We start from the raw sequence: 21482 nt of genomic DNA, 5'->3' as shown, positions 1-21482 counted from the left end.
CAACGTTCCCGGTATTGCTTTGCATTCATCCAATCTATTTGGACGGTTGACTCTCAATCAATAGAAAGTGACCCGTCACGCCGGGGGTTTAGGTCCACTCTTATTATCATTGTCTGCTTTGTCATGATATCAAAGTCTCGTCTAACGACGAGGCTTTTTTTGTATCTGAAATTTACGTGTTATACCAATCTCATTAAATATCTGGTCAGTTCAGCGTCTCTCAGGTTTTTCAATTCAAGGCGCATTGATGTAGAAATGGTTGTTGCCTTTTTAATCGATGTAACACAGAAGTGGAATAACTGAGAGACTCCATTCTGGCGGGTTTCAAAGTCCTTTATGCTTTGTTAGATGTTTTCAAAATACGACGGCATGGTATATTTTTTTCCATAAAAAATAAGACATCCCCACCATCCATGGCGGTCAGATGCTGGAGGTAGAGTAACGCAGGAGCTTATTACCGAGAATCACTATTCGATTCAATAATCTGCCTTGCCTACAGCACTTTGAACTCCCGCTGAAAGATCACATATTTAATAGGATTGGTATTAACTCCAAATTGATATACATAGCTAAAAGCTGAGTGTTAGTTAAGTTAGATTAAAAGTTTATCGAGATTGTGTACCATTTATTATTGGGTGTGGATTATAGAGATAATAAAATAGTCTTTGTCGTATGGGCCGCTGGTTCATTGTTTATTGCTGTAGTTAGTTTTAGGGAATACTAATTGTTAACTAATTAAGCAGAGGAAAATGTTTGAATACAGACACTTGCTCGGTATTGGTACTGCAGATAACGAATATGATATTAATAGTTATCCGCAGTTATATACCATGCAGGTTACTTTTATCTGCATGGCATGAGTTTGTTAGTAATCGCTTAGACGTTCTACGATAAAGTCGACAAAACCCGTTCGGTTAATATTAAACAGTACTTTTGCATTGTGCGGTTTACCGGTTAATTGATAGCGATCAACCACTGTCATTCCCTGTGTATATTCCCCCTTAGTTTCAACACCTACCCAACAATCAACCGTAGTAAACAGTGATGGATTAAGTAACCATGCGATGGTGCAAGGGTCATGTAGTGGTGCCCCAGTGAATCCCCATTTAGGGTCGCGGTGATAAATCATAAAGAAGTCGAGTAGTTCCGCAACACATTGCGCGATAGGATTATTAATGGCTCTAATTCGCTCAATATCCTCATCCATAATCTGGGCTTGGTGGGTGACATCTAGTCCGCACATTACGATTGGCAAGCCAGATTTGAATACCATATCTGCAGCTTCAGGGTCGACAAAAATATTAAATTCAGCAGCTGGTGTCCAATTGCCCACACCTGCAGCGCCACCCATCAGAACGATACTATCTATGTTGTGATGTAACTCAGGATGAGCAGCTAGAAACAGCGCAATATTAGTTAACGGTCCAGTTGGAACAAGTGTGACGGGTTGCTTACTGTTACGCACTTTTTCGGCCATCAGTTCAATAGCCGTTTGTTCTACAGGTGCAAAGGCTGGATCGGGCAATTTGGGTCCATCCAGACCACTCTCGCCGTGAACATTATCTGCAATGATTAGATCACGAGCTAATGGCTTAGGGGCGCCACTTGCAACGGGTATATCATGACGACCCAATAGTGTTAGTACACGTAAAGCATTGTTTAAGGTTTTGTCTGGTGTTTGGTTGCCTGCACTGGTGGTGACAGCTAATACATCAAGCTTTGTAGAGCTAAGCGCTAAAATAAGTGAGATGGCATCGTCATGACCGGGATCACAGTCGAGAATTACAGGACGTTTCATGGGTAATTTCCTTATTCTATAAGAGGGTATAATGTACCACTATGACTGTTGTGTGCTTAATGCTTAAGAACTAAAAATGTGATCTAATATACAATGGCATAGTGGTTGAAGAAATGCTCGAGAGTAACTTGCCTTAGCTCGGCGACTATTTCAATTATTCTCGATACCAATAATGTAATTAAACATGTCGTTAAGAGTACATTCTTGTAAAATACAGTGCTTTTTATTTAGTGGGTAAAGTTATGGATTGTCGTTTGGGTTGTGGTGCCTGCTGCATTGCGCCTTCTATCACTAGTGCAATACCAGGCATGCCAATGGGGAAACCTGCTGGGGTGCGTTGTATTCAATTAAATGCCGATAATCTGTGTATGATTTTTGGTCAACCAGAACGTCCAGATGTTTGTGCTGAGTTTAGTGCAAGTATTGATGTGTGCGGCACCACAAATGAACAAGCTTTATGGTTGATCACTGATTTAGAGTCTTCAACATGCTAATCTGCGTTTATTACTTACCTTGGATATTTTAGATCATGCAATTAACCCGATATACAGATTTTGGTATTCGCATTTTGATGTATCTTGCGGTGCAATCTGAACGCGAAAGTTTGTTTCGAATAGCTGAAGTGACTAGTGTGTTTGACCTTTCTTCAAACCATGTAGCCAAGATTATCCATCAATTGGGAAAAAAGGGATATTTGCAGACGGTCAGAGGTAAAAGTGGTGGTTTTAGATTAGCAAAAGCTGCTGATGAGGTGTTAATTGGGCAATTGGTCCGTGATTTAGAGCATTCACTATCACCTATTGATTGTGACTCACCTTATTGCCGATTTACGCCAATATGTCAATTAAAAGGCGTGTTGGGTCAGGCTGTTACAGCTTATCTGGCGGTACTTGATCAATATACCTTAGCTGATATTGTATCCAATAAAACGGAAATTTTATCTACACTACCTGACTTATCTATTTCAGTGTTGCAGTTGGATTAGGCAGACTTGCTGTCGTGACATTCATATCATCAAATAATTGAGACGTTGGTACTAATGTGATGTCATTATCGTTCAAACGAGCTAAATTAGCGTTTAAAAATCGAATGGTCTCTGGGTAAGGATGTGCAATAACAACCAGCTTATCTTGCCGTTTGGATTGCGTAATCATCTGCTGAAACTGACGTTCAAGCGCACGTTCACTAATGTCGTTATCTAAAAATATGTGTCTTCTCAGTGATGGTACTCCAAGCTGCATCGCTTTGTTGCTGGCTTTGGTATATTTAGTGGTAAAACTATCGACAAAAAACAACTGCTGCTGTTTTAAACTCTGCATTACCCATAACATCGGTTCATCCATTTGAGTCAGTAAACTCCCCATATGATTATTAGCCCCTTTAGCAAACGGGATATTAGAGAACGCACTTTGTAACTGTTGTTTAATTTGTGTCTCATTCATATCATTGGTTAGCCCTCCAGGTCCTAAAGCTTTGCCATTTAAGGCTTGCATTGGTAGGTGTAACATTATTTCATGACCTTTATGATAACCATCTTGCGCAAGTTTTTGTCCTAGCGGAGTATGGGGCAACACCGATAAAGTGATCGAATTGGGTAATGACAATGCTGCTTCGTCAGTTAGGCGATAACCAATATCGTCAATGATAATGGCTAATTTAGTCGCTGTAGCGGGCATGATGCTACATAAGCATAGTAGGAGTAATAGTAGGTTTCGCACGAATTTAGCTTATCTGGTTGTGTGAGTTTTATTGTTCAATGATATCTATATAACGGCGTGATTATAGACACAGTTATGCCCGTTGATATAGTGCTAATTAATCGGGCCGTTAACCGCTTTCTTTGGCAAGGCATAATGCTATACCTTGTAATACGTTGAACCATTGAATATTAGCAGTACGTGTTTTGCTATTAACGACAATAATAGGCTGGGTCGACAGCCTTACCTTTATTACGGATTTCGAAATATAACCCTGGTTCGCTTTGCCCACCTGAACGGCCAACAAGCGCAATAGACTCGCCAGTTTTCACCATATCTCCAGGTTGTCTTAATAGTGTTTGGGCGTGACCGTATAGGCTCATATAACCCTTACCATGATCAATAACTAACACCATACCAAAACCACGTAACCAGTCGGCATAAATAACTTTTCCTGATGCCACTGCATTGATATTTTGTCCTTCAGGTGCGGCAAGTACAGTCCCTTTCCAAACAATTTGTCCAGAACGGTTGCTACCAAATCGTTTACTCACTCTGCCGTTAGTTGGCCATTTTAATTTGGCTTTTTGACTGACTAATCCATCCATGGTTGGATTGGCTTTTGCGGCAAGCATTGCTTGTTGCACTATACGTTTTAAACTTGCCTCTTCTATTTGCAGTTGCTCTAATTCCGCACCTTTACTGGATAAGGTTCTTTGTAGTTGAGTCAATGTTTGTTGGCGTTGGCCTTGCTCTTTGGTTAATTGCAGCGCTTGTTGCTTTTGATCTATCACTAAAGCATTGAGTTTTTGCTTTGCTGTTACTTGCTGTTGCTTAACTTTATTAAGATCAATGCTAGTTTGCTTGAGTTGTTGAATAGCTTTTATGCGGGCATTGTTGAGAAATTGATAATACGCCAGCATGCGCTCAACTGTGGCCGGATTTTGCTGATTCAGCATCATCTTAGTGTAATCATGATTACCTGCCAAATAAGCGCTAGATAACTGTTTTGATAAGGTGTCTTGCTGACTTTTTTTAAGCTTGGCTAAATCTATCTGCTGTTTATCCAAGTTGCTAAGTTTGGCGTTAACTTCAGTCAATGAATTTTGTGATTGATTGACTTTTTTAGCTGCTTTTGCAATCGCTTGCTCGTCACTTTTTAGTAACGCAATAAGCTTCTCGCGTTGCCTTGAGGTGTCTTTGAGCGAATTTTGTTGTTGGTTTATTTGTGCTTGAATAGACTTCAAAGCCGACTGGCGTGAAGACAAATCAGCACTATTTGCCGTAAATGAAAAGATTAGAAAGCCAGCAACAATGCTGGCTTTAATAAATAAACGAGTTATCACGAGTTAATGTTTACTCTTTAAGGTCAATGATACAGCGTCCACTCATTTCTTTCGGGATGCTTTGGCCCATTAAGGTTAACATAGTTGGCGCAATATCGCTCAAGCGTCCACCATCTTTTATCACGGCATCACGACCGACATAAACGAACGGTACCAAGTTACTGGTGTGAGCTGTAAATGCTTGTCCGTTAGAAGGATCTTTCATTTTTTCGGCATTACCATGATCGGCAGTAATCAAGCATTCGCCATCAACTTTAGCTAACGCTTCGACGACACGACCAATACATGCATCAACCGCTTCACACGCTTTAACTGCGGCATCAAAGTTACCGCTATGGCCGACCATATCACCATTTGGATAGTTACAAATGATGACATCATATTTTGTAGATTCTATCGCGGCGACCAATTTATCGGTTAATTCTGTCGAGCTCATTTCAGGTTGCAGATCATACGTTGCGACCTTAGGTGACTGAATTAAAATACGATCTTCACCTTCGAATGGCTCTTCTTTACCACCATTGAAAAAGAAAGTCACATGAGCATATTTTTCAGTTTCCGAAATACGCAGCTGGGTCTTACCCTGGTTTTGCAGGGTTTCGCCTAAAGTATTCACTAAATCACTCGATGGATAGGCTACCGGAGCATTAATGTCTGCAGCGTAGTCAGTTAACATCACAAAGTTGATTTTTGGTGTTTTATTACGTTTAAACCCGTCAAAATCTGGATTCACGAAAGTGCGGGTGATTTGGCGAGCACGATCTGCACGGAAATTCATAAATATCAGTGAATCATTATCGCTTAATACGGCAGCTTCGCCTTGCGCATCAACAATGGCAGATGCAGCAACAAACTCATCGTTTTCATCACGAGCATATGCCGCTTCAAGCGCTTCTGGTGCCGAAGCATAAGCGAACTTACCTTTAGCTTCGGTGATTAATTCGTAGGCTTGCGATACGCGATCCCAACGATTATCACGATCCATAGCAAAATATCGACCAATAATTGAGGCTGTACGGCCATGACCTAATTCAGCAAATAGCTCATCAAAATGGACTAAGCTATTTTGAGCGCTACGAGGTGGCGTATCACGGCCATCTAAAAAGGCATGTAAGTACACTTTTGTTGCGCCGCGTTCAACAGCCATACGACACATCGCTTCAATGTGCTCTTCATGGCTGTGTACACCACCGGCAGACAATAGCCCCATAATGTGCACCGCACCATTTGCGGCAATGGCTTTGTCTACTGCATCGCAAAGTGCTGCGTTTTGTTCAAACTCATGGTCTACAATTGCTTTACTGATGCGGGTGAGTTCTTGATAAACAATTCGGCCAGAACCAATATTGATATGGCCAACTTCAGAGTTACCCATTTGACCATCGGGTAATCCGACGTCAATACCAGAACCTGAAATAAGACTGTGAGGGTATTGTGCATTGAGCTTATCTAAGACAGGAGTGTTTGCATGAAAAACCGCGTTATCTTGCGTGTCTTCACTGTAACCCCAACCATCAAGGATAAGTAATGCGAGTGGACGTTTTTTAGCCATTTGCAAGTACCTTATTAAGTTAAAATAGAAGTGTTATAAAATTTCAATTGTATGAATATTACTACTTATCGATAGTGTGCAAAAGGCATATAGGTTTGAAGATATAACTAAAGCAGCTGATAACGAGGGGCGAGTCACGAATAACTCAGCGTAAACCGTTTATTTTAGGTGTTTCTTTAATGAAAACTGCCGAGCAAAACGATATACTCGAGGCCATCTCATCTTAGTCATCGTCAGAGAAATCAGTAATTATGCAAGAATATATGGAATTTTTTAAAGCGAATCCAATGTTAAGCTTAGCGTGGGTCGGCTTGTTTGTAGCACTTGTTGTTAGTGTCATTAAATCTGGTACATCAAAAGTGAAAAATGTCAGTCATCAAGAGCTAACACTCATGGTGAATAAGCAAGATGCCAAACTCGTTGATGTGCGTGGCAAAGAAGAATTTAAGAAAGGCCATATTGTTGATTCACTCAATGTGACCTTATCAGAAATTAAAAATAATCAAGTCACTAGCCTTGAAAAGTTTAAAACTAGCCCCATTATATTAGTATGTAACTCAGGTATGACATCGTCACAAGCAGCTCAACTTCTTACTAAACAAGGATTTGAAAACGTGTTTAACCTTAAAGGTGGCATGGGCGAATGGCAAGGTGCTAATTTACCAGTAGTTAAAAGCAAGCGTTAATATGGTTGCTTAATGGTATTCGGTGTTAACGAATTTGGGTATGAGTTAACACGGTTTATTATCAAGATCTTGTTCGTTATCATTTATCGAGCTGGATCAACTTTACGGGATAGCACTAATGTTAGATTAATTCTTTATGCATTGAGTGTGAAAGCCCAACACAATTAGCTTCACAGAAAAGCTAAATAACATTGATAGGTAGGAAATTATGGCTGAAGTAGCAAACAACGAAGCACAAGCACCACAGTTCAACATTCAGCGTATTTATACAAAGGATTTGTCTTTTGAAACGCCAAACAGCCCTGCTGTTTTCCAGAAAGAATGGAACCCAGAAGTAAAATTAGATTTAGATACTCGCAGCAACAAATTGTCTGACGACACATACGAAGTAATTTTATCACTGACTGTTACCGCTAAAAATGGCGAAGACACCGCATTTTTATGTGAAGTTCAGCAAGCGGGTATTTTCTCGATTGTGGGTTTAACTGAGCAACAACTTGCCCATTCTTTAGGTGCATATTGCCCTAACGTATTGTTCCCATACGCACGTGAATTAGTTGGCAACTTAGTTGGCCGTGGTACTTTCCCACAACTAAACCTTGCTCCAGTGAATTTTGATGCTCTATTTGCTCAGTACGTTCAACAGCGTCAAGCTGCTGCAACTGAAGAAGCAACTGCGTAATTTATGAATAACGCTGCCGAAATTACGGTATTAGGGGCGGGGTCTTATGGCACCGCCCTTGCTATTTCTTTAGCCAGCAATGGCCATAAGACATTGCTTTGGGGTCACGATCCTAAAAGCATGCAAGTATTAGCGGAAGGCCGCAGTAATGAACGTTTTTTGCCTGGCATTCAGTTTCCTGATTGTTTATCCATCGAAGCTGATTTAGGCAAAGCCTTAGCCGCCAGCAAGAATATTTTGGTTGTTGTACCAAGCCATGTATTTGGTGACGTGCTTAAGCAAGCAAAACCATTATTGCGTGACGACGCACGTATTGTGTGGGCGACCAAGGGCTTAGAGCCTGAAACTGGCCGTTTATTACAAGATGTTGCTCGTGAGCAATTAGGTGAACATTATCCACTAGCTGTGTTATCTGGGCCTACCTTTGCCAAAGAATTAGCCGCTGGTTTACCTACCGCTATTTCGGTTGCGGGTACTTGCCCACAGTTTACCCATGACTTAGTCGAATTGCTTCATAGTCCAAAACGCTTGCGTGTATACGCAAATGACGATTTTATCGGCATACAATTAGGCGGAGCGGTTAAAAACGTGATTGCCATTGGTGCAGGTATGTCCGACGGTATTGGCTTTGGTGCAAATGCGCGTACCGCACTCATTACTCGTGGTTTAGTTGAACTGAGCCGTTTAGGTGAAGCTATCGGCGCCGATGCATCAACCTTCATGGGTATGGCGGGTTTAGGTGACTTAGTATTAACGTGTACCGATAATCAGTCGCGTAATCGTCGTTTTGGTTTGGCTTTAGGTCAAGGCAAAGACGTTATCACCGCGCAAGAAGAAATCGGTCAAGTAGTCGAAGGTTATCGAAATACTAAAGAAGTGTTTACCTTAGCCAAGCGCCTAGGGGTAGAAATGCCGATCACCGAGCAAATTTACCAAGTCTTATACCAAGGTAAAGCACCGGTTGAAGCAGCAAAAGAGTTACTTAGTCGAGACAAGAAATCTGAAACGCTGAAAAAATAGTGCAACAGAGCGGCTAAGTTAACCGTGAATAGATACTAAAAAGGATGCTAAAATAGCATCCTTTTTTGCATTTAATATTTATCAATTAAATACAAAACAACCCATTTAAAGTGTGGAGTAAAACGTGAAACATCATGACGTAATTATTATCGGCGCCGGCGCGGCAGGATTAATGTGTGCTGCTACTGCGGGCTATCGAGGTCGTGATGTATTGGTGCTAGACAATGCCAAACAAGCTGGTAAAAAAATTCTTATCAGTGGTGGCGGGCGTTGTAACTTTACCAACCAAAAAGTTGAGCCACATCAGTTTATTTGTGGCAACCCACACTTTGTCAAATCGGCATTAGCTCGCTATCGTTCAAGTGATTTTATTGAGTTGGTTGAGCGTCATGGTATTGAATACCATGAACGTGAGCATGGGCAGTTATTTTGTAATGACTCAGCCAAAGAGATCGTTACCATGTTAATGACTGAATGCGAGTGGGCCGGCGTTAAGGTAAAGCTGCGTACTGAAATGCTATCTGTTACTAAAACGGATACAGGATTTAATTTAACTACCTCAAATGGTGATTTTAGCTGCGAGTCATTAGTGATAGCGACTGGCGGTTTATCCATGCCCAAATTAGGTGCTACGCCTTATGGCTATAAGCTGGCAGAGCAATTTGGTTTAACGGTGTTATCAACCAGTGCTGGTTTAGTTCCATTTACGTGGCATGCCGAACAAAAAGTGCGCTTTGAGCCGTTATCGGGTATTGCCGTGCCAACAACCATTACCGCCCAAGACGGCACTCAATTTAGCGAGGCCTTGTTGTTTACTCATCGTGGTCTATCAGGCCCAGCAGTACTGCAAATTTCTAATTATTGGCAACCAGGTGAAGCTATTTCTATCAATTTATTACCGGGTGAAAACGCGTTAGATAAAATTGAATTTGCACTGAAACATCATCCAAAGCAAAGCCTACGCAACACCTTAAGCCTGTGGTTACCTAAACGCTTGGTTGAAACACTATTTGACGAGTCTCAACTGGATAAAGCATTAAACCAACTCGGCCACGGCGAGCGAGAAAAACTCGCTAACGACTTAAACGACTGGTCTATTACCATGAATGGCACCGAAGGTTACCGCACCGCAGAAGTCACTTTAGGTGGCGTTGACACCAATGAATTGTCATCTAAAACCATGCAAGCGAATAAGGTCTCTGGATTGTACTTTATTGGTGAAGTAATGGACGTAAGTGGTTGGTTAGGCGGGTTTAATTTTCAGTGGGCTTGGAGCTCAGGTGTTGCTGCAGGATTGGCAGTTTAATTGTGTAGAGACAATAAAGTTTGCCCGTAAGCACTAAAGTTTGCCCGTAAGTGCAAATGACCCGTAGTGGCCAACTCATTTTTTAATGATGCTACATGCTGAATTCAGGACGACGTTAAACGAAAAGCTGATTAAAGGGTTTCCTTATGGGTAAACTCTTTTGTCATTATTTCGATCACTAATATTTTTTATTGTTCTGCACAAGATCTACCGCTCAAAAATTACTTAATATCTTATCCTGTAACATACTTTTTCAACTTAATCGTGTAAGTTAATCGTGTAAATTAATTGTGAACTTTTTATTCTTTAGTCAGTAAACTCTCACAATTGTCGTTAGCTTAATAAGGGAATTGTTGAAAATGTTAAAGTTGAACCTTGTTTCTTATTCCGTGCTATTAGCCTTTTTGGCTAGTTACAGTGCAATTGCCAACGAATCAAACTCTCTCGATCTTAGTCTGCAAGAGTTACTGAATGTCGAAGTCACTTCGGTATCAAAACAAAAGCAGCCTTTATCGAATTCACCTGCTGCAATCTATGTCATCACAAGCGAACATATACGTAATTCTGGTGCTACTTCTATCCCGCAAGTACTTCGAGATGTGCCAGGGCTGCATGTAGGGCAGATTGACTCTCAAAAGTGGGCTATCAGCAGCCGTGGTTTTAATGGGCGCTACAACAACAAATTACTGGTATTGATGGATGGCCGAACCCTTTATTCTCCAATATTTTCAGGTGTCTACTGGGAGGTTCAGGATACGCTGATGGCCGATATTGAACGCATAGAAGTTATACGTGGGCCTAGCGCGGCAATGTGGGGCGCCAATGCAGTAAACGGTGTGATTAATATTATTACCAAACACAGTGCAGATACATCTGGTGGTTATGCAGAATTTGGGGCTGGCGATTATGAGCAAGGATTTGCAGGTTTTCGTTATGGTTCCACATTATCAGATAATGCAACATCAAGAGTGTATGTAAAAGGCCATAGCAGAGACTCGCTTGAGTATAATTCGCAAGATCTCGATAGCGGTCTTGCGGAGCAATTAGCCACTGTTGATAAAGACAACGATTGGATGCATCTTCAAGTGGGAGGCCGCGTTGATATGGAGCTTGATACGGGCACAAGCCTTATGTTGAGCAGTGATGTGTACCGCACTGAAATGCAGCAGACCTCTTATTACCCTTCATTAGTTGGTCCGTCATATCGTGATTTTAATAGTAATGACATCAGCAGCGATGGCTTTAATTTATTATCAAAACTCACCAAAGCGTTATCTCCAACCTCTCAATACAGCCTTCAAGCCTACTACGATTATGCAAAAAGAGATGATGATTGGTATGGTTTTAGTAGTGAAACGGTTGATGTTGATTTTCAGCATCAGCTACTTGTTGGACAAAATCATAATATTATCTGGGGACTCGGTTACCGCTTTATTCAAGATGATTTCGACCAAAGCACTATTATTGTAAGTAGCGAGTCAGAATCAACTCGAACCAATTTGTGGAGCGCATTTATTCGTGATGAAATTACGTTAGTTGATGATGAGTTGTGGTTGACGTTAGCATCACGTTTCGAACACTATGACTACACAGGCTTTGAGGTTCAACCGAATGCTCGCCTGATGTGGCAGTTGAATAAAAAAAATAATCTGTGGGCCTCTGTTGCACGCGCAATCAGAACTCCGTCGCGGATAGAAAATAATCTATCGGTGAACTCACAAATCATACCGCCTTCAGTTCAGTCACCATTGGTTAGTATATGGGTGGCTGGTAACGAGGATTATAAATCTGAAGTCATCATTTCGTATGAGGTAGGTTATCGATTTACGCCCGCTAAAAAATGGTCATTTGATTCAACAATTTTTTATAACGATTATGACCAATTGCGCAATGCTCCAGCCGGTGCAACAGATTTCAGCACATTTCCCAATTACATTTCGCAATACTTAACATTCAGTAATGATCTTGATGGATATAACTATGGATTCGAGCTCTCATCTCAGTGGGCTGCAACTGATACTATCCAATTCAAAGTAAATTATAGTTTTACTCAAAATGAATTTGGTGCCAGTCAAAGTCAAAATACTGATGCCCCAGAGCATATGATATCGACAATGATGGATTGGAGCATTAGCGATAATGTTGATTTTAATCTAGTTTGGCGTGTTATTGATGAAGCTTACGTATTGAATATCAATGACCTTAGTACTAAGGAAATTGATAGCTATAGCGGAGTTGATTTAGGACTGCACTGGAAGGTTAAGCCTGATGTCATGTTATCAGCATTCGGGAAAAATTTACTTCATCCTGCAAACCTTGAGTTTGAAGGAGAAAGTTACCAACTCCCTTATCGTGTGGGACCAAGTTATTATATTAAAGCTACTTTGACCTTTTAGGGTAGCAACATTGAAAAACTCAAATTTAAGTCGACAGTTACTGTATTCATTATTGGTCGTGGGAGCTATTTTGCTTCCGCGAGTCTCTATGGCGCAGAACGCATTCGAGTTAAAAGCGGCATTAACCTATAACTTTGCTAAGTTTACTCAGTGGCCTGAAGCGCGTCTTAATACCTCATCTGCATGGAAAATATGTTTTTTCGGAAATCAATATCACGACAGTTTCATGGGACTTTCCGATAAAACGCTGGGAACTCAGTCTGTGATGGCCATTGAGTTATCTGGAATAAGCCAAATCGATCAGTGCGATGTTGTATTTGTAGACACTAACTCTAGGGAGTTAACCCATAGATTGTTAGTGGCTGTCGATAATAAGGCTATTTTAACGGTTTCGGATATCACAGGTTTTGCAATGCAAGGCGGGATGATTGAAATCGTCGAGCAAGATAAGCGATTATATTTTAAAGTTAATATGCAAGTGGTAGCAAAATCTGGATTAACTATCAGCTCTCAAGTATTGAAATTGGCACTTGAGGTTAAGCGATGAAAGTAATGAATTTGTCATCGAAGTTTATCGTTTAACATAATGCTTAGCGATATTATCGCGAGCAATAATCTATCAGCAATTATGTTTAATCCTTTCGAGGTAGTCAAAAGAGGTTAACTTGCTAATGATATTACTGGATTGGCCGATAGTCATATTTATGTCATCAAAAATTAACAGAAGATTAAAATTGAGATGTTTGACGATTCATTCTTGGTAGGTTGTTGATAAAATGTTAATGGATTTACCGTTAAACATACTTTAAACTTAATCGAATAAGTTGTTTGTGTGATATAGATTTTTTGAAAAATAAATTGGCATTGCTATCTTTGGCTTGGTGAAGGAATTATTGAAAATGTTAAAGCTGAAAATGACTTTTTATTCTGCATTATTTGTTTTTTCTGCGAGTTCTACAGCTATAGCCGCTGATTCTGACTCTTTAGATCTCAGTCTACAAGAGTTAATGAATGTTGAAGTGACTTCTGTATCAAAACAAAAGCAGCCTCTATCCAATTCACCCGCTGCAATCTATGTCGTCACCAGCGAAAGTATTCGTCGCTCTGGGGCAACCTCAATCCCACAAGCACTTCGCGATGTGCCAGGGCTGCATGTTGCGCAGATTGATTCACAAAAATGGGCCATCGGTAGCCGTGGTTTTAACGGCCGCTACAATAACAAACTATTGGTATTGATGGATGGTAGAACCCTTTATTCTCCAGCTTTCTCCGGTGTTTATTGGGAAGTACAAGACACACTCATGGCAGATATTGAACGTATCGAAGTCATCCGTGGTCCAAGTGCTGCTTTGTGGGGCGCCAATGCGGTTAATGGTGTGATTAACATTATTACCAAACACAGTGCCGACACATTAGGAGGCTATGCAGAGCTAGGTGCCGGAGATTATGAACAAGGTTTTGCTGGTTTTCGTTATGGTTCGACATTGTCTGACAAGGTCACGTCGAGAGTATATTTAAAAGGCCATGAAAGAGATTCGTTTGAGCTTGACCCAAATGATCTTGAGAGTGATTTACTGGTACCATTTGCTGATGCTGGCAAAGATAATAGCTGGCAGCATCTGCAATTAGGTGGGCGCATTGATATTCAGCTTGAGACAGACACAAGCCTCACGTTAAGCAGCGACTTTTATACGTCGAAGATGCAGCAAGCACCTAATATTGCATCAACAGACGCGCCGCTATACCGAGAGTATTATACTGACGAAGTCAAAAGTGATGGCTTTAATCTGTTATCAAAGTACACCAAAGCATTATCGGCAACCTCTGAATATAGCGTACAAACCTATTACGATTATGCAAATAGAGATGAAAATTTATATGGTTTAAGCAGTGAAACATTTGATGTTGATTTTCAACATCAGTTAATTGTTGGACAAAATCATAATGTTGTTTGGGGATTAGGATATCGTTATATACAAGATGATCTCGGCTCCAGCCCTATTCTAGAAAGTAGTGAGGCTTTCTCGACAAATACTGATTTGTGGAGTGCATTCATCAGTGACGATATTATGTTAGTTAAAGACGAGTTGTGGCTTACTCTGGCTTCGCGCTTTGAACGTAATGATTACACTGGTTTTGAAGTTCAACCCAATATTCGTCTTAGATGGCAGTTAGATGCAAAAAACAGTGTATGGACTTCTATTGCTCGAGCAGTGCGAACCCCGTCAAGATTAGAAAATAATATATCTGTAAATGGCCTGAATATACCGCCTTCTGACGAGGCCCCACTGGTTAAGGTATGGGTGTCGGGTAACGACAACTTTGAATCCGAAGAAATTATCTCATACGAGATGGGGTATCGTTTTATTCCGGCAAGCCAATGGTCTTTTGATACTACCGTGTTTTATAACGATTATGACAAACTGCGCAGTACTTCAATAGCTGCAACAGATTTCAGTACATTTCCTAATTACATTTCGCAACATTACCTATTTGGAAATAGCTTGGACGGATATAACTATGGGGCTGAGTTATCTTCGTTATGGGCTGCAACGGATGCGCTTCAGTTTAGAGTCAATTACAGCTTTATCCAAAGCGAATTTGGTGACAGTTTAAATCAGAATACCGACGCACCAGAGCATATGTTGTCGACCATAATTGATTGGAATATTACCGATGATGTTGATGTTAACTTCGTATGGCGTTTTGTCGATAGCACTAACTTAATAAGCCAAAACGGCACAAGTATAAAGACAATTTCTAGCTATCATAGTGTTGATATTGGAGTGAGTTGGGACATCACGCCTGAGGCTACACTATCGGCCTACGGGAAAAATTTACTTCACCCAGCCCACCTTGAATATGAAGGAGAAAGCTTACAATTCCCTTATCGGGTAGGGCCAAGTTACTTTGTTAAAATGACTTTAACTTTTTAAGGTCGCGACAATGAAAAAAGCTAATTTGAGTCGACAGATATTGTATTCATTATTGATTGTATTTGTGCTGCTTCCGCGTTCATCAATAGCCCAGGACTCGTTTGATTTAAAAGCGGCGTTTACCTATAACTTTGCTAAATTTACTCAGTGGCCTGAATCGCGTCTCCATGAAAAATCGGCGTGGAAAATATGTTTTTTTGGTAATCAATATCGTGACAGTTTTATTGAATTGGCTAATAAAAAACTGGCCGGTCAATCCATTGCAGTCATTCAACTTTCAGAAACAAGTGCTATCGCACAATGTGATGTGGTCTTCATTGATACCAACTCAAGAGATTTAACCCGTCGTTTGTTTTTGGCTGTCGATAATAAACCTATTTTAACGGTTTCGGATATCTCGGGGTTTGCAGTGCAAGGAGGCATGATTGAAATCATCGAGCAGGATAAACGATTATATTTCAATATTAATAGTAAGGTGTTAGAGGCATCAGGCTTAAACATCAGTTCACAGGTATTGAAATTAGCACTTGAGGTAAAGCGATGAAAATAATAAATTTTGCATCAATCCGAACAAAGTTGATTTTTTCAATGCTAGCGATCGCTATTATTGTCATTGTTATTATTTCTTCATCATTAATCACTAAACAATATGCCGTGACAAAAGAGAAGGCCGAACAAGGCTTGGCGGTGTTAAGTGATATTGTTGCGAGCAATAGCCTGTCAGCGGTTATTTTTAATGACCCAACATCAGCAGAAAAAACCTTATCTGCACTTATTGCTCAACCAGATATTATGCATGCGGCAATATATAACCCTACTGGGAGTCTATTTGCTACTTATCAGGGCAATAAGGCTTATCAAAGTAGTATTGATCAGCAAACGTTATTAAATATTATTTCTTCCAAGAAAAAACTGACGCAGTTTAATCAAGATGGCGTGCATTCATATACCCCACTAGTATTTGAAGGTGAGGTGGTGGGATTACTGCATATTACCGATAATATGAACGAATTCACCAAGCAACTAGACGACTATTTAGTACTTGTTTTATCCACCAGCATTTTTGCCATTTTTGCCAGCTTGTTGGTGATGTTTTGGTTGCAATCGTTATTCACCAAGCCACTTAATACCCTGTTAGAAGTGATAGAACATATCTCAAATAATAAAGACTATACGCAACGCGTAAACCTCAAGTCTAATGATGAATTCTCTCAGTTGGCGCACAGCTTTAATGTGATGATCGGCGAGGTTGATGCCCGAGGTAGACAATTAGAAACCATTAACCATGAATTAGAAAATCGAGTATCAGAGCGCACGTTTGAATTACAACAAACCCTTGAGATTGCCAAAAAAGCCAGCCAGGCCAAATCTGAGTTTTTAGCGGTAATGAGCCATGAAATTAGAACGCCACTCAATGGCATTGTTGGTTTTTCAGATCTACTGACCTCTTTTAAATTAAATAAAAATGTGTCCAACACGGTTCAAATGATCAACGACTCAGCACAAACATTGCTGGTGCTGTTGAATGAAGTGCTCGATTTCTCGAAAGCAGACGCCAATAAAATGGATTTAGACATTAAAGAATTTAATTTGCCCGATCTTGTCACTTCTGCATGCCATTCTCATAAAGTGTCGGCAGAGAAAAAGGGCCTTAATTTTGACGTGTTCATATCGCCATTGATCCACGAAAACTATTTGGGTGACTCCGTCAGAGTGCGACAAATTATTAATAACTTTGTCTCAAACGCTATAAAGTTTACACACCAAGGCGCTATTTCGGTACAGATAAGCGAGCACATGGAGGCTTCAGATACCTTTATTACGTTTACAGTTAAAGATACCGGTATTGGCATTGCGACAGCTAAACTAGAGAGTATTTTTACCCCCTTTATGCAGGCTGATAACTCTATTACCCGCGAGTTTGGCGGAACCGGCCTTGGTTTAGCCATTTGCCAACAACTCGTCGTATTGATGAATGGCCGTTACGGTGTAGAAAGCACCTTAAATGAAGGCAGCAACTTCTGGTTTAGCATTCCACTTGTACCACAAGACAACTCATTCATCGCTTCTCCTGCAGTAGTTGAACCGGATAAGAGTGTTCAGGCAACGTATCGATCAACAACCGTGCTTGTTGCTGAAGATAATGTGGTCAATCAGCTGGTGGTAAAAAGTCTGCTAGCGTCTTTGGGGCATCAGTGTGAAATTGTTAATAATGGCCAAGAAGCCATTGTCCGAGCGAGCGAGAAAAAGTTTGATTTAATCTTTATGGATTACCATATGCCAATAGCTGATGGAATAGTTGCAACTAAAGCAATCACTGAGTTAGGTCAGAATTGTATTAATAATGAAACCCCTATCATCGCACTTACTGCAGATATCCAACCAAGTGTTAAAAGGCTATTCCGTAATGCTGGCGCTAAAGACACGTTGTTAAAACCTTTTACCCGCCAGAACCTATCTGAATGTATGAATAAATGGGTGTTTGAACCTGCGAGTCTTTCCGAGGTTGTCGAAGATACTCAGGACGAGGCGTCGTTAGTATTTGTTGATGGACCGCTTGATGACATTCAACAAATTTCGCCAGATGACTCGTACGATCTTGTTAACAGCATAGTGGATTTGTACTTACAAAATGCACCTGAGTTAATTAAAAATATTATAGAAGGCGTAGTCGACAATAATGCCGACCAAGTCTTTAAATCTGCACACTCTTTAAAGTCCAGTTCGGCCAATGTCGGGGCGATAAAAATTCAAATGTTAGCGAGCCAAATAGAGTTGTTTGCACGTTGTGGTGACTTGAGCGATGCCAATCATCTCGCAGACACATTATTGCCCGTGTTTGAACAAACGAAAGAGGCAATATTGCTAAAGTTAGCGAGGTTTGTTTAATGTTATTAAATACACTTCAAGATGTGGTGCTAATCGTTGATGATGACCCTGTCATTCGGATTCTGATGCGTCGAGCATTAAACCAGTCAGTGGGTAGTATTATTGAGGCGAGTAGTGGTGAAGAGGCGATACAGCTTTTTTCTGAGCACTCTCCAGATTTAATATTACTCGATGTGTCGATGGATAACATGGATGGTTTTGAATGCTGTTCAATGATCCGTTCATTACCTGAAGGGGATAATGTCGCCATTATTATGGTGACAGCACTGGATCAGCCGCAAGATATTCAAAAGGCCTTTGATGTAGGTGCAACAGACTTCATGACTAAACCGGTTAAGTGGCCGCTGCTGAGTCACCGCATTCACTATGTGCTGAAAGCTAATAAAACAATCAAAGAGTTAACTAAGAGTAAAAACAAACTCGCCAGAGCACAAAGTATTGCTCACTTGGGCTCGTGGGAATGGGACTTCAAATCTAGTAAGTTAGACTGCTCTGATGAGGTGTATCGCATGCTGGGTATGCAACCTCAAGAGATTGATATTACGTTCTCCAAATTGTTAGAAATCATCCACCCAGATGACCGAGAATTCTTAAAGCTAACCGTTAAAACAGCCTTAAAAACCAGGCAGTCGTATGATATTGAATATCGTGTGTTACATGGTAGTGGAGAGGTGATTACCCTGCATGATAGAACCGATATCACTTACGATTTTGGTGAACCACGGATTAATGGCACTTTGCATGATATTTCTAGTCGGAAAAAGTCAGAGCAAGAAATCGCGTATTATGCCTATTACGATACCTTAACGGACCTGCCGAACAGACGTAAGTTTTTGTTGCAGTTGGACTCTGCGATTGCTCTAGCTAAGCGTCACACAACCAAATTAGCATTGTTGTTTATTGATTTAGATCATTTCAAAAGAATAAACGATACGTTGGGGCATAAAGCGGGAGATGAATTGTTATGCGAAGCAGCCACACGTATTAAAAACTCGGTACGCATGTCAGATGAGCTCAGTGTGGGGAGTCGGGGAGATTATGAAAATGAACACCTTGCCCGTTTGGGCGGGGACGAATTCACCCTACTTTTATGTGAACTAGAAGTGTTCGATAATGTAGCGGTTATTGCTCAGCGAGTGCTAGATGCACTCTCTAAGCCCTATATTATTCAGGGACAGCAAACGTTTATTTCAGCCAGCATAGGTATTTCGTTTTATCCTGATGACGGCGCTACCGGCGATATTTTGTTGCAGCATGCAGACACAGCCATGTACGAAGTGAAAAATAACGGCAAAAACGGTTATCAATTGTTTTCTCATGATATGCATAAGTCGTTAATGGATCGGCTTCAAATAGAAGCTGAACTACGTGAAGCGGTAAGATTAGGCAATCAACTTATGTTGTATTATCAGCCACAAGTTAACTCTGTGAATGGCAATATTATTGGGTACGAAGCATTGCTACGTTGGAATCATCCAACAAGAGGCTTGTTAGCGCCGATAGATTTTCTCGCGATTGCTGAAAGTAGCGGCTTGATTATTCCTATTGGAGAATGGGCTTTGCTTGAAGCTTGTAACAAAGCGAAGAAAATACACATTGCAGATGCGAATTTTCAGCGCATGGCTGTTAATCTATCGGCATTGCAATTCAACCATGCAAATATTTTTGACCACGTTAAGAGTGCACTTGTTGAAACCGGCTTACCACCAAGCTTACTCGAGCTTGAAATTACAGAATCAGCCATCATCAGTAACGTCGATGAGGCAATTGCTTTGCTGTTTATGTTAAAAAAACTAGGTGTGAAGTTAGCCATTGATGATTTTGGAACCGGCTACTCTTCATTAAATTACTTAAAGAGCTTTCCCATTGATACATTGAAAATAGATAAATCGTTTGTAGATGGCATTGTGAGTAATCAAAAAGATGCCGCTATTGCTCGCACAATTGTGCAGTTAGCACTTAATTTAGAGCTCAGTACGATAGCTGAAGGAGTCGAATTCATAGAGCAGCATGAGTTACTTAAGGCTATGGGGTGTACTAATTTACAAGGTTATTTGTATAGTAAACCCTTACCTTCGGAAATGGTTTGATTGTTATGTAATAGGCTCTCCAAATTGACCATTAACGTAAATTGGTGGCAGCAAAAAGGGCATATTTAAATGAGCGCGCCAAGACGCTTTTAATATCATTAATCCTTTAAGCCGATCAATTCATATTGAGTCGGTTTTTTTGTATCTCTACTTGTATATATAAACTTTCATATATACACTTGGTCGTATATTTTTAATTCTTGTTTATCCGTTATGAAAAAGAAAACTGTGTTGTTTCTATGTACTGGCAATTCGGCGCGTTCGCAAATGGCTGAGGCGTTGTTACGCAATAAAGCGGCTGATCAATTTGATGTGTTCAGTGCCGGGACATCGCCAGAGCAAGTCGATGTTCGAACTATTGAGGCTATTACTCGCTTTGGTATTGATGCGGGTGATTTAGTGTCTAAGCACTTGCAGACTTTTGCTGGCAAAGACTTCGATTATGTTATTACCCTTTGCGAAAAAGCTAATAATGAATGTCGTAGTTACCCTGGAGCAGGTAAACAATTGGCATGGGATTTCCCTGATCCTAAAACCCGTACAGGTAATCATCCATTTTCAAGCACCATGACCGAGCTTAACAATCGTTTGTCGATGTTTTTGCTGGTGGAAAATAAAGTCACTTCCAAGGCCTCGAATGAGATTGCCATAGAGACAAAAATCGAAGATCGCAATCAATCTGCCCCAGAACGATTAATCGATTTCGATCCCATTACATTTTATAAATGCCTTACCGATGACATTCGCCTAAAAAGCTTAATGCTGACCCATTACCACGGTGAATTGTGTGTGTGCGAGCTGATGGAAGCGCTGAATGAAGAAAGCCAACCAAAAGTATCGCGTAATTTAGCCTTGTTAAAAAAGGCTGCGATTATTAGCGACAGAAAACACGGTCAGTGGGTGTTTTATCGCATCAATCCTAACTTACCTCTATGGGCCAAATCAGTAATAGCAGAAACCACTGAAAACAACCTTGGGTTGATTATGTCGCCATTAGAGCGGTTAGACATCATGCAAAATAGACCGAACAAGGTGAGTTTTTGTCGTTAATGCTGTGTTGTAAAAAATATTATTAATATTTTTG

17 protein-coding genes are annotated in these 21482 nt (G+C 40.6%); 13 read left to right on the top strand and 4 right to left on the bottom strand.

Going from position 1 to position 21482, the window contains the following annotated elements:
- Window positions 1-865 precede the first annotated feature (865 nt).
- A complete protein-coding gene (rihA, locus tag CXF88_RS20825; RefSeq protein ID WP_101088682.1) occupies window positions 866-1798 on the bottom strand; it encodes a pyrimidine-specific ribonucleoside hydrolase RihA in 933 nt (310 codons plus the stop codon).
- A 242-nt stretch (window positions 1799-2040) separates the two neighbouring features.
- On the opposite strand from rihA, the gene CXF88_RS20820 reads away from it, so the two are divergent.
- Window positions 2041-2292 carry a YkgJ family cysteine cluster protein gene (locus CXF88_RS20820; protein ID WP_011639430.1) on the top strand — a complete coding sequence of 84 codons (252 nt, stop codon included), beginning with the start codon at window positions 2041-2043 and terminating at the stop codon, window positions 2290-2292.
- A 35-nt stretch (window positions 2293-2327) separates the two neighbouring features.
- On the top strand, window positions 2328-2783 hold the full coding sequence (locus tag CXF88_RS20815) for an Rrf2 family transcriptional regulator (RefSeq protein ID WP_101088681.1): 456 nt from the start codon (window positions 2328-2330) through the stop codon (window positions 2781-2783).
- Here CXF88_RS20815 and CXF88_RS20810 read toward each other — a convergent pair.
- The 3 genes from CXF88_RS20810 to gpmM form a co-directional block, all read right to left on the bottom strand.
- A complete protein-coding gene (locus CXF88_RS20810) occupies window positions 2758-3474 on the bottom strand; it encodes a divergent polysaccharide deacetylase family protein (protein WP_101088680.1) in 717 nt (238 codons plus the stop codon). The two genes, CXF88_RS20815 and CXF88_RS20810, sit on opposite strands and share 26 nt — an antisense overlap.
- Before the next feature lie 233 nt (window positions 3475-3707).
- Entirely contained in the window at window positions 3708-4841 is a 1134-nt protein-coding gene (locus tag CXF88_RS20805; RefSeq protein WP_101088679.1) for a peptidoglycan DD-metalloendopeptidase family protein, read from the bottom strand.
- 10 nt (window positions 4842-4851) lie between these two features.
- On the bottom strand, window positions 4852-6393 hold the full coding sequence (gene gpmM / locus CXF88_RS20800; protein ID WP_101088678.1) for a 2,3-bisphosphoglycerate-independent phosphoglycerate mutase: 1542 nt from the start codon (window positions 6391-6393) through the stop codon (window positions 4852-4854).
- A gap of 251 nt (window positions 6394-6644) precedes the next feature.
- On the opposite strand from gpmM, the gene CXF88_RS20795 reads away from it, so the two are divergent.
- From CXF88_RS20795 to CXF88_RS20745, 11 genes are all read left to right on the top strand, one after another.
- Entirely contained in the window at window positions 6645-7079 is a 435-nt protein-coding gene (locus CXF88_RS20795) for a rhodanese-like domain-containing protein (protein ID WP_101088677.1), read from the top strand.
- 208 nt (window positions 7080-7287) lie between these two features.
- Window positions 7288-7761 (top strand): protein-export chaperone SecB, encoded by a 474-nt coding sequence (secB, locus tag CXF88_RS20790; protein WP_011639424.1) that lies wholly within the window; start codon window positions 7288-7290, stop codon window positions 7759-7761.
- Between the two features lie 3 nt (window positions 7762-7764).
- Complete coding sequence (gene gpsA, locus CXF88_RS20785; protein ID WP_101088676.1) at window positions 7765-8781, top strand: NAD(P)H-dependent glycerol-3-phosphate dehydrogenase; 1017 nt, start codon at window positions 7765-7767, stop codon at window positions 8779-8781.
- 124 nt (window positions 8782-8905) lie between these two features.
- The gene (locus CXF88_RS20780; protein WP_101088675.1) at window positions 8906-10087 is read left to right on the top strand and encodes an NAD(P)/FAD-dependent oxidoreductase; all 1182 of its coding nucleotides are present in this window, start codon (window positions 8906-8908) and stop codon (window positions 10085-10087) included.
- A gap of 359 nt (window positions 10088-10446) precedes the next feature.
- Window positions 10447-12483 carry a TonB-dependent receptor gene (locus CXF88_RS20775; protein WP_101088674.1) on the top strand — a complete coding sequence of 679 codons (2037 nt, stop codon included), beginning with the start codon at window positions 10447-10449 and terminating at the stop codon, window positions 12481-12483.
- Window positions 12484-12493: 10 nt separating this feature from the next.
- A complete protein-coding gene (locus CXF88_RS20770; RefSeq protein WP_011639416.1) occupies window positions 12494-13030 on the top strand; it encodes a YfiR family protein in 537 nt (178 codons plus the stop codon).
- 352 nt (window positions 13031-13382) lie between these two features.
- Window positions 13383-15419, top strand: coding sequence for a TonB-dependent receptor (locus tag CXF88_RS20765; protein WP_101088673.1), 2037 nt, complete (start codon window positions 13383-13385; stop codon window positions 15417-15419).
- Window positions 15420-15429: 10 nt separating this feature from the next.
- Entirely contained in the window at window positions 15430-15963 is a 534-nt protein-coding gene (locus CXF88_RS20760; protein WP_101088672.1) for a YfiR family protein, read from the top strand.
- A complete protein-coding gene (locus tag CXF88_RS20755; RefSeq protein ID WP_101088671.1) occupies window positions 15960-18308 on the top strand; it encodes an ATP-binding protein in 2349 nt (782 codons plus the stop codon). Before CXF88_RS20760 ends, CXF88_RS20755 begins: the two co-directional genes overlap by 4 nt.
- Complete coding sequence (locus CXF88_RS20750; RefSeq protein ID WP_101088670.1) at window positions 18308-20398, top strand: EAL domain-containing protein; 2091 nt, start codon at window positions 18308-18310, stop codon at window positions 20396-20398. The genes CXF88_RS20755 and CXF88_RS20750 overlap by 1 nt, the downstream gene beginning before the upstream one ends.
- Before the next feature lie 213 nt (window positions 20399-20611).
- A complete protein-coding gene (locus CXF88_RS20745) occupies window positions 20612-21448 on the top strand; it encodes a metalloregulator ArsR/SmtB family transcription factor (RefSeq protein ID WP_101088669.1) in 837 nt (278 codons plus the stop codon).
- Window positions 21449-21482: the final 34 nt, after the last annotated feature.

It is taken from the genome of Shewanella sp. ALD9, assembly GCF_002836315.1.
Taxonomy (GTDB): Bacteria; Pseudomonadota; Gammaproteobacteria; order Enterobacterales; family Shewanellaceae; genus Shewanella.
Note: the sequence above shows the minus strand (reverse complement) of the source record. Positions and strands in the feature narration are given on the sequence as shown.

What these genes read in the sequence shown, in the direction of transcription:
- rihA (WP_101088682.1), bottom strand. Translation starts at nt 1,798, where the DNA reads ATGAAACGTCCTGTAATTCTCGACTGTGATCCCGGTCATGACGATGCC.
- CXF88_RS20820 (WP_011639430.1), top strand. Translation starts at nt 2,041, where the DNA reads ATGGATTGTCGTTTGGGTTGTGGTGCCTGCTGCATTGCGCCTTCTATC.
- CXF88_RS20815 (WP_101088681.1), top strand. Translation starts at nt 2,328, where the DNA reads ATGCAATTAACCCGATATACAGATTTTGGTATTCGCATTTTGATGTAT.
- CXF88_RS20810 (WP_101088680.1), bottom strand. Translation starts at nt 3,474, where the DNA reads ATGCCCGCTACAGCGACTAAATTAGCCATTATCATTGACGATATTGGT.
- gpmM (WP_101088678.1), bottom strand. Translation starts at nt 6,393, where the DNA reads ATGGCTAAAAAACGTCCACTCGCATTACTTATCCTTGATGGTTGGGGT.
- CXF88_RS20795 (WP_101088677.1), top strand. Translation starts at nt 6,645, where the DNA reads ATGCAAGAATATATGGAATTTTTTAAAGCGAATCCAATGTTAAGCTTA.
- secB (WP_011639424.1), top strand. Translation starts at nt 7,288, where the DNA reads ATGGCTGAAGTAGCAAACAACGAAGCACAAGCACCACAGTTCAACATT.
- gpsA (WP_101088676.1), top strand. Translation starts at nt 7,765, where the DNA reads ATGAATAACGCTGCCGAAATTACGGTATTAGGGGCGGGGTCTTATGGC.
- CXF88_RS20775 (WP_101088674.1), top strand. Translation starts at nt 10,447, where the DNA reads ATGTTAAAGTTGAACCTTGTTTCTTATTCCGTGCTATTAGCCTTTTTG.
- CXF88_RS20765 (WP_101088673.1), top strand. Translation starts at nt 13,383, where the DNA reads ATGTTAAAGCTGAAAATGACTTTTTATTCTGCATTATTTGTTTTTTCT.
- CXF88_RS20760 (WP_101088672.1), top strand. Translation starts at nt 15,430, where the DNA reads ATGAAAAAAGCTAATTTGAGTCGACAGATATTGTATTCATTATTGATT.
- CXF88_RS20755 (WP_101088671.1), top strand. Translation starts at nt 15,960, where the DNA reads ATGAAAATAATAAATTTTGCATCAATCCGAACAAAGTTGATTTTTTCA.
- CXF88_RS20750 (WP_101088670.1), top strand. Translation starts at nt 18,308, where the DNA reads ATGTTATTAAATACACTTCAAGATGTGGTGCTAATCGTTGATGATGAC.
- CXF88_RS20745 (WP_101088669.1), top strand. Translation starts at nt 20,612, where the DNA reads ATGAAAAAGAAAACTGTGTTGTTTCTATGTACTGGCAATTCGGCGCGT.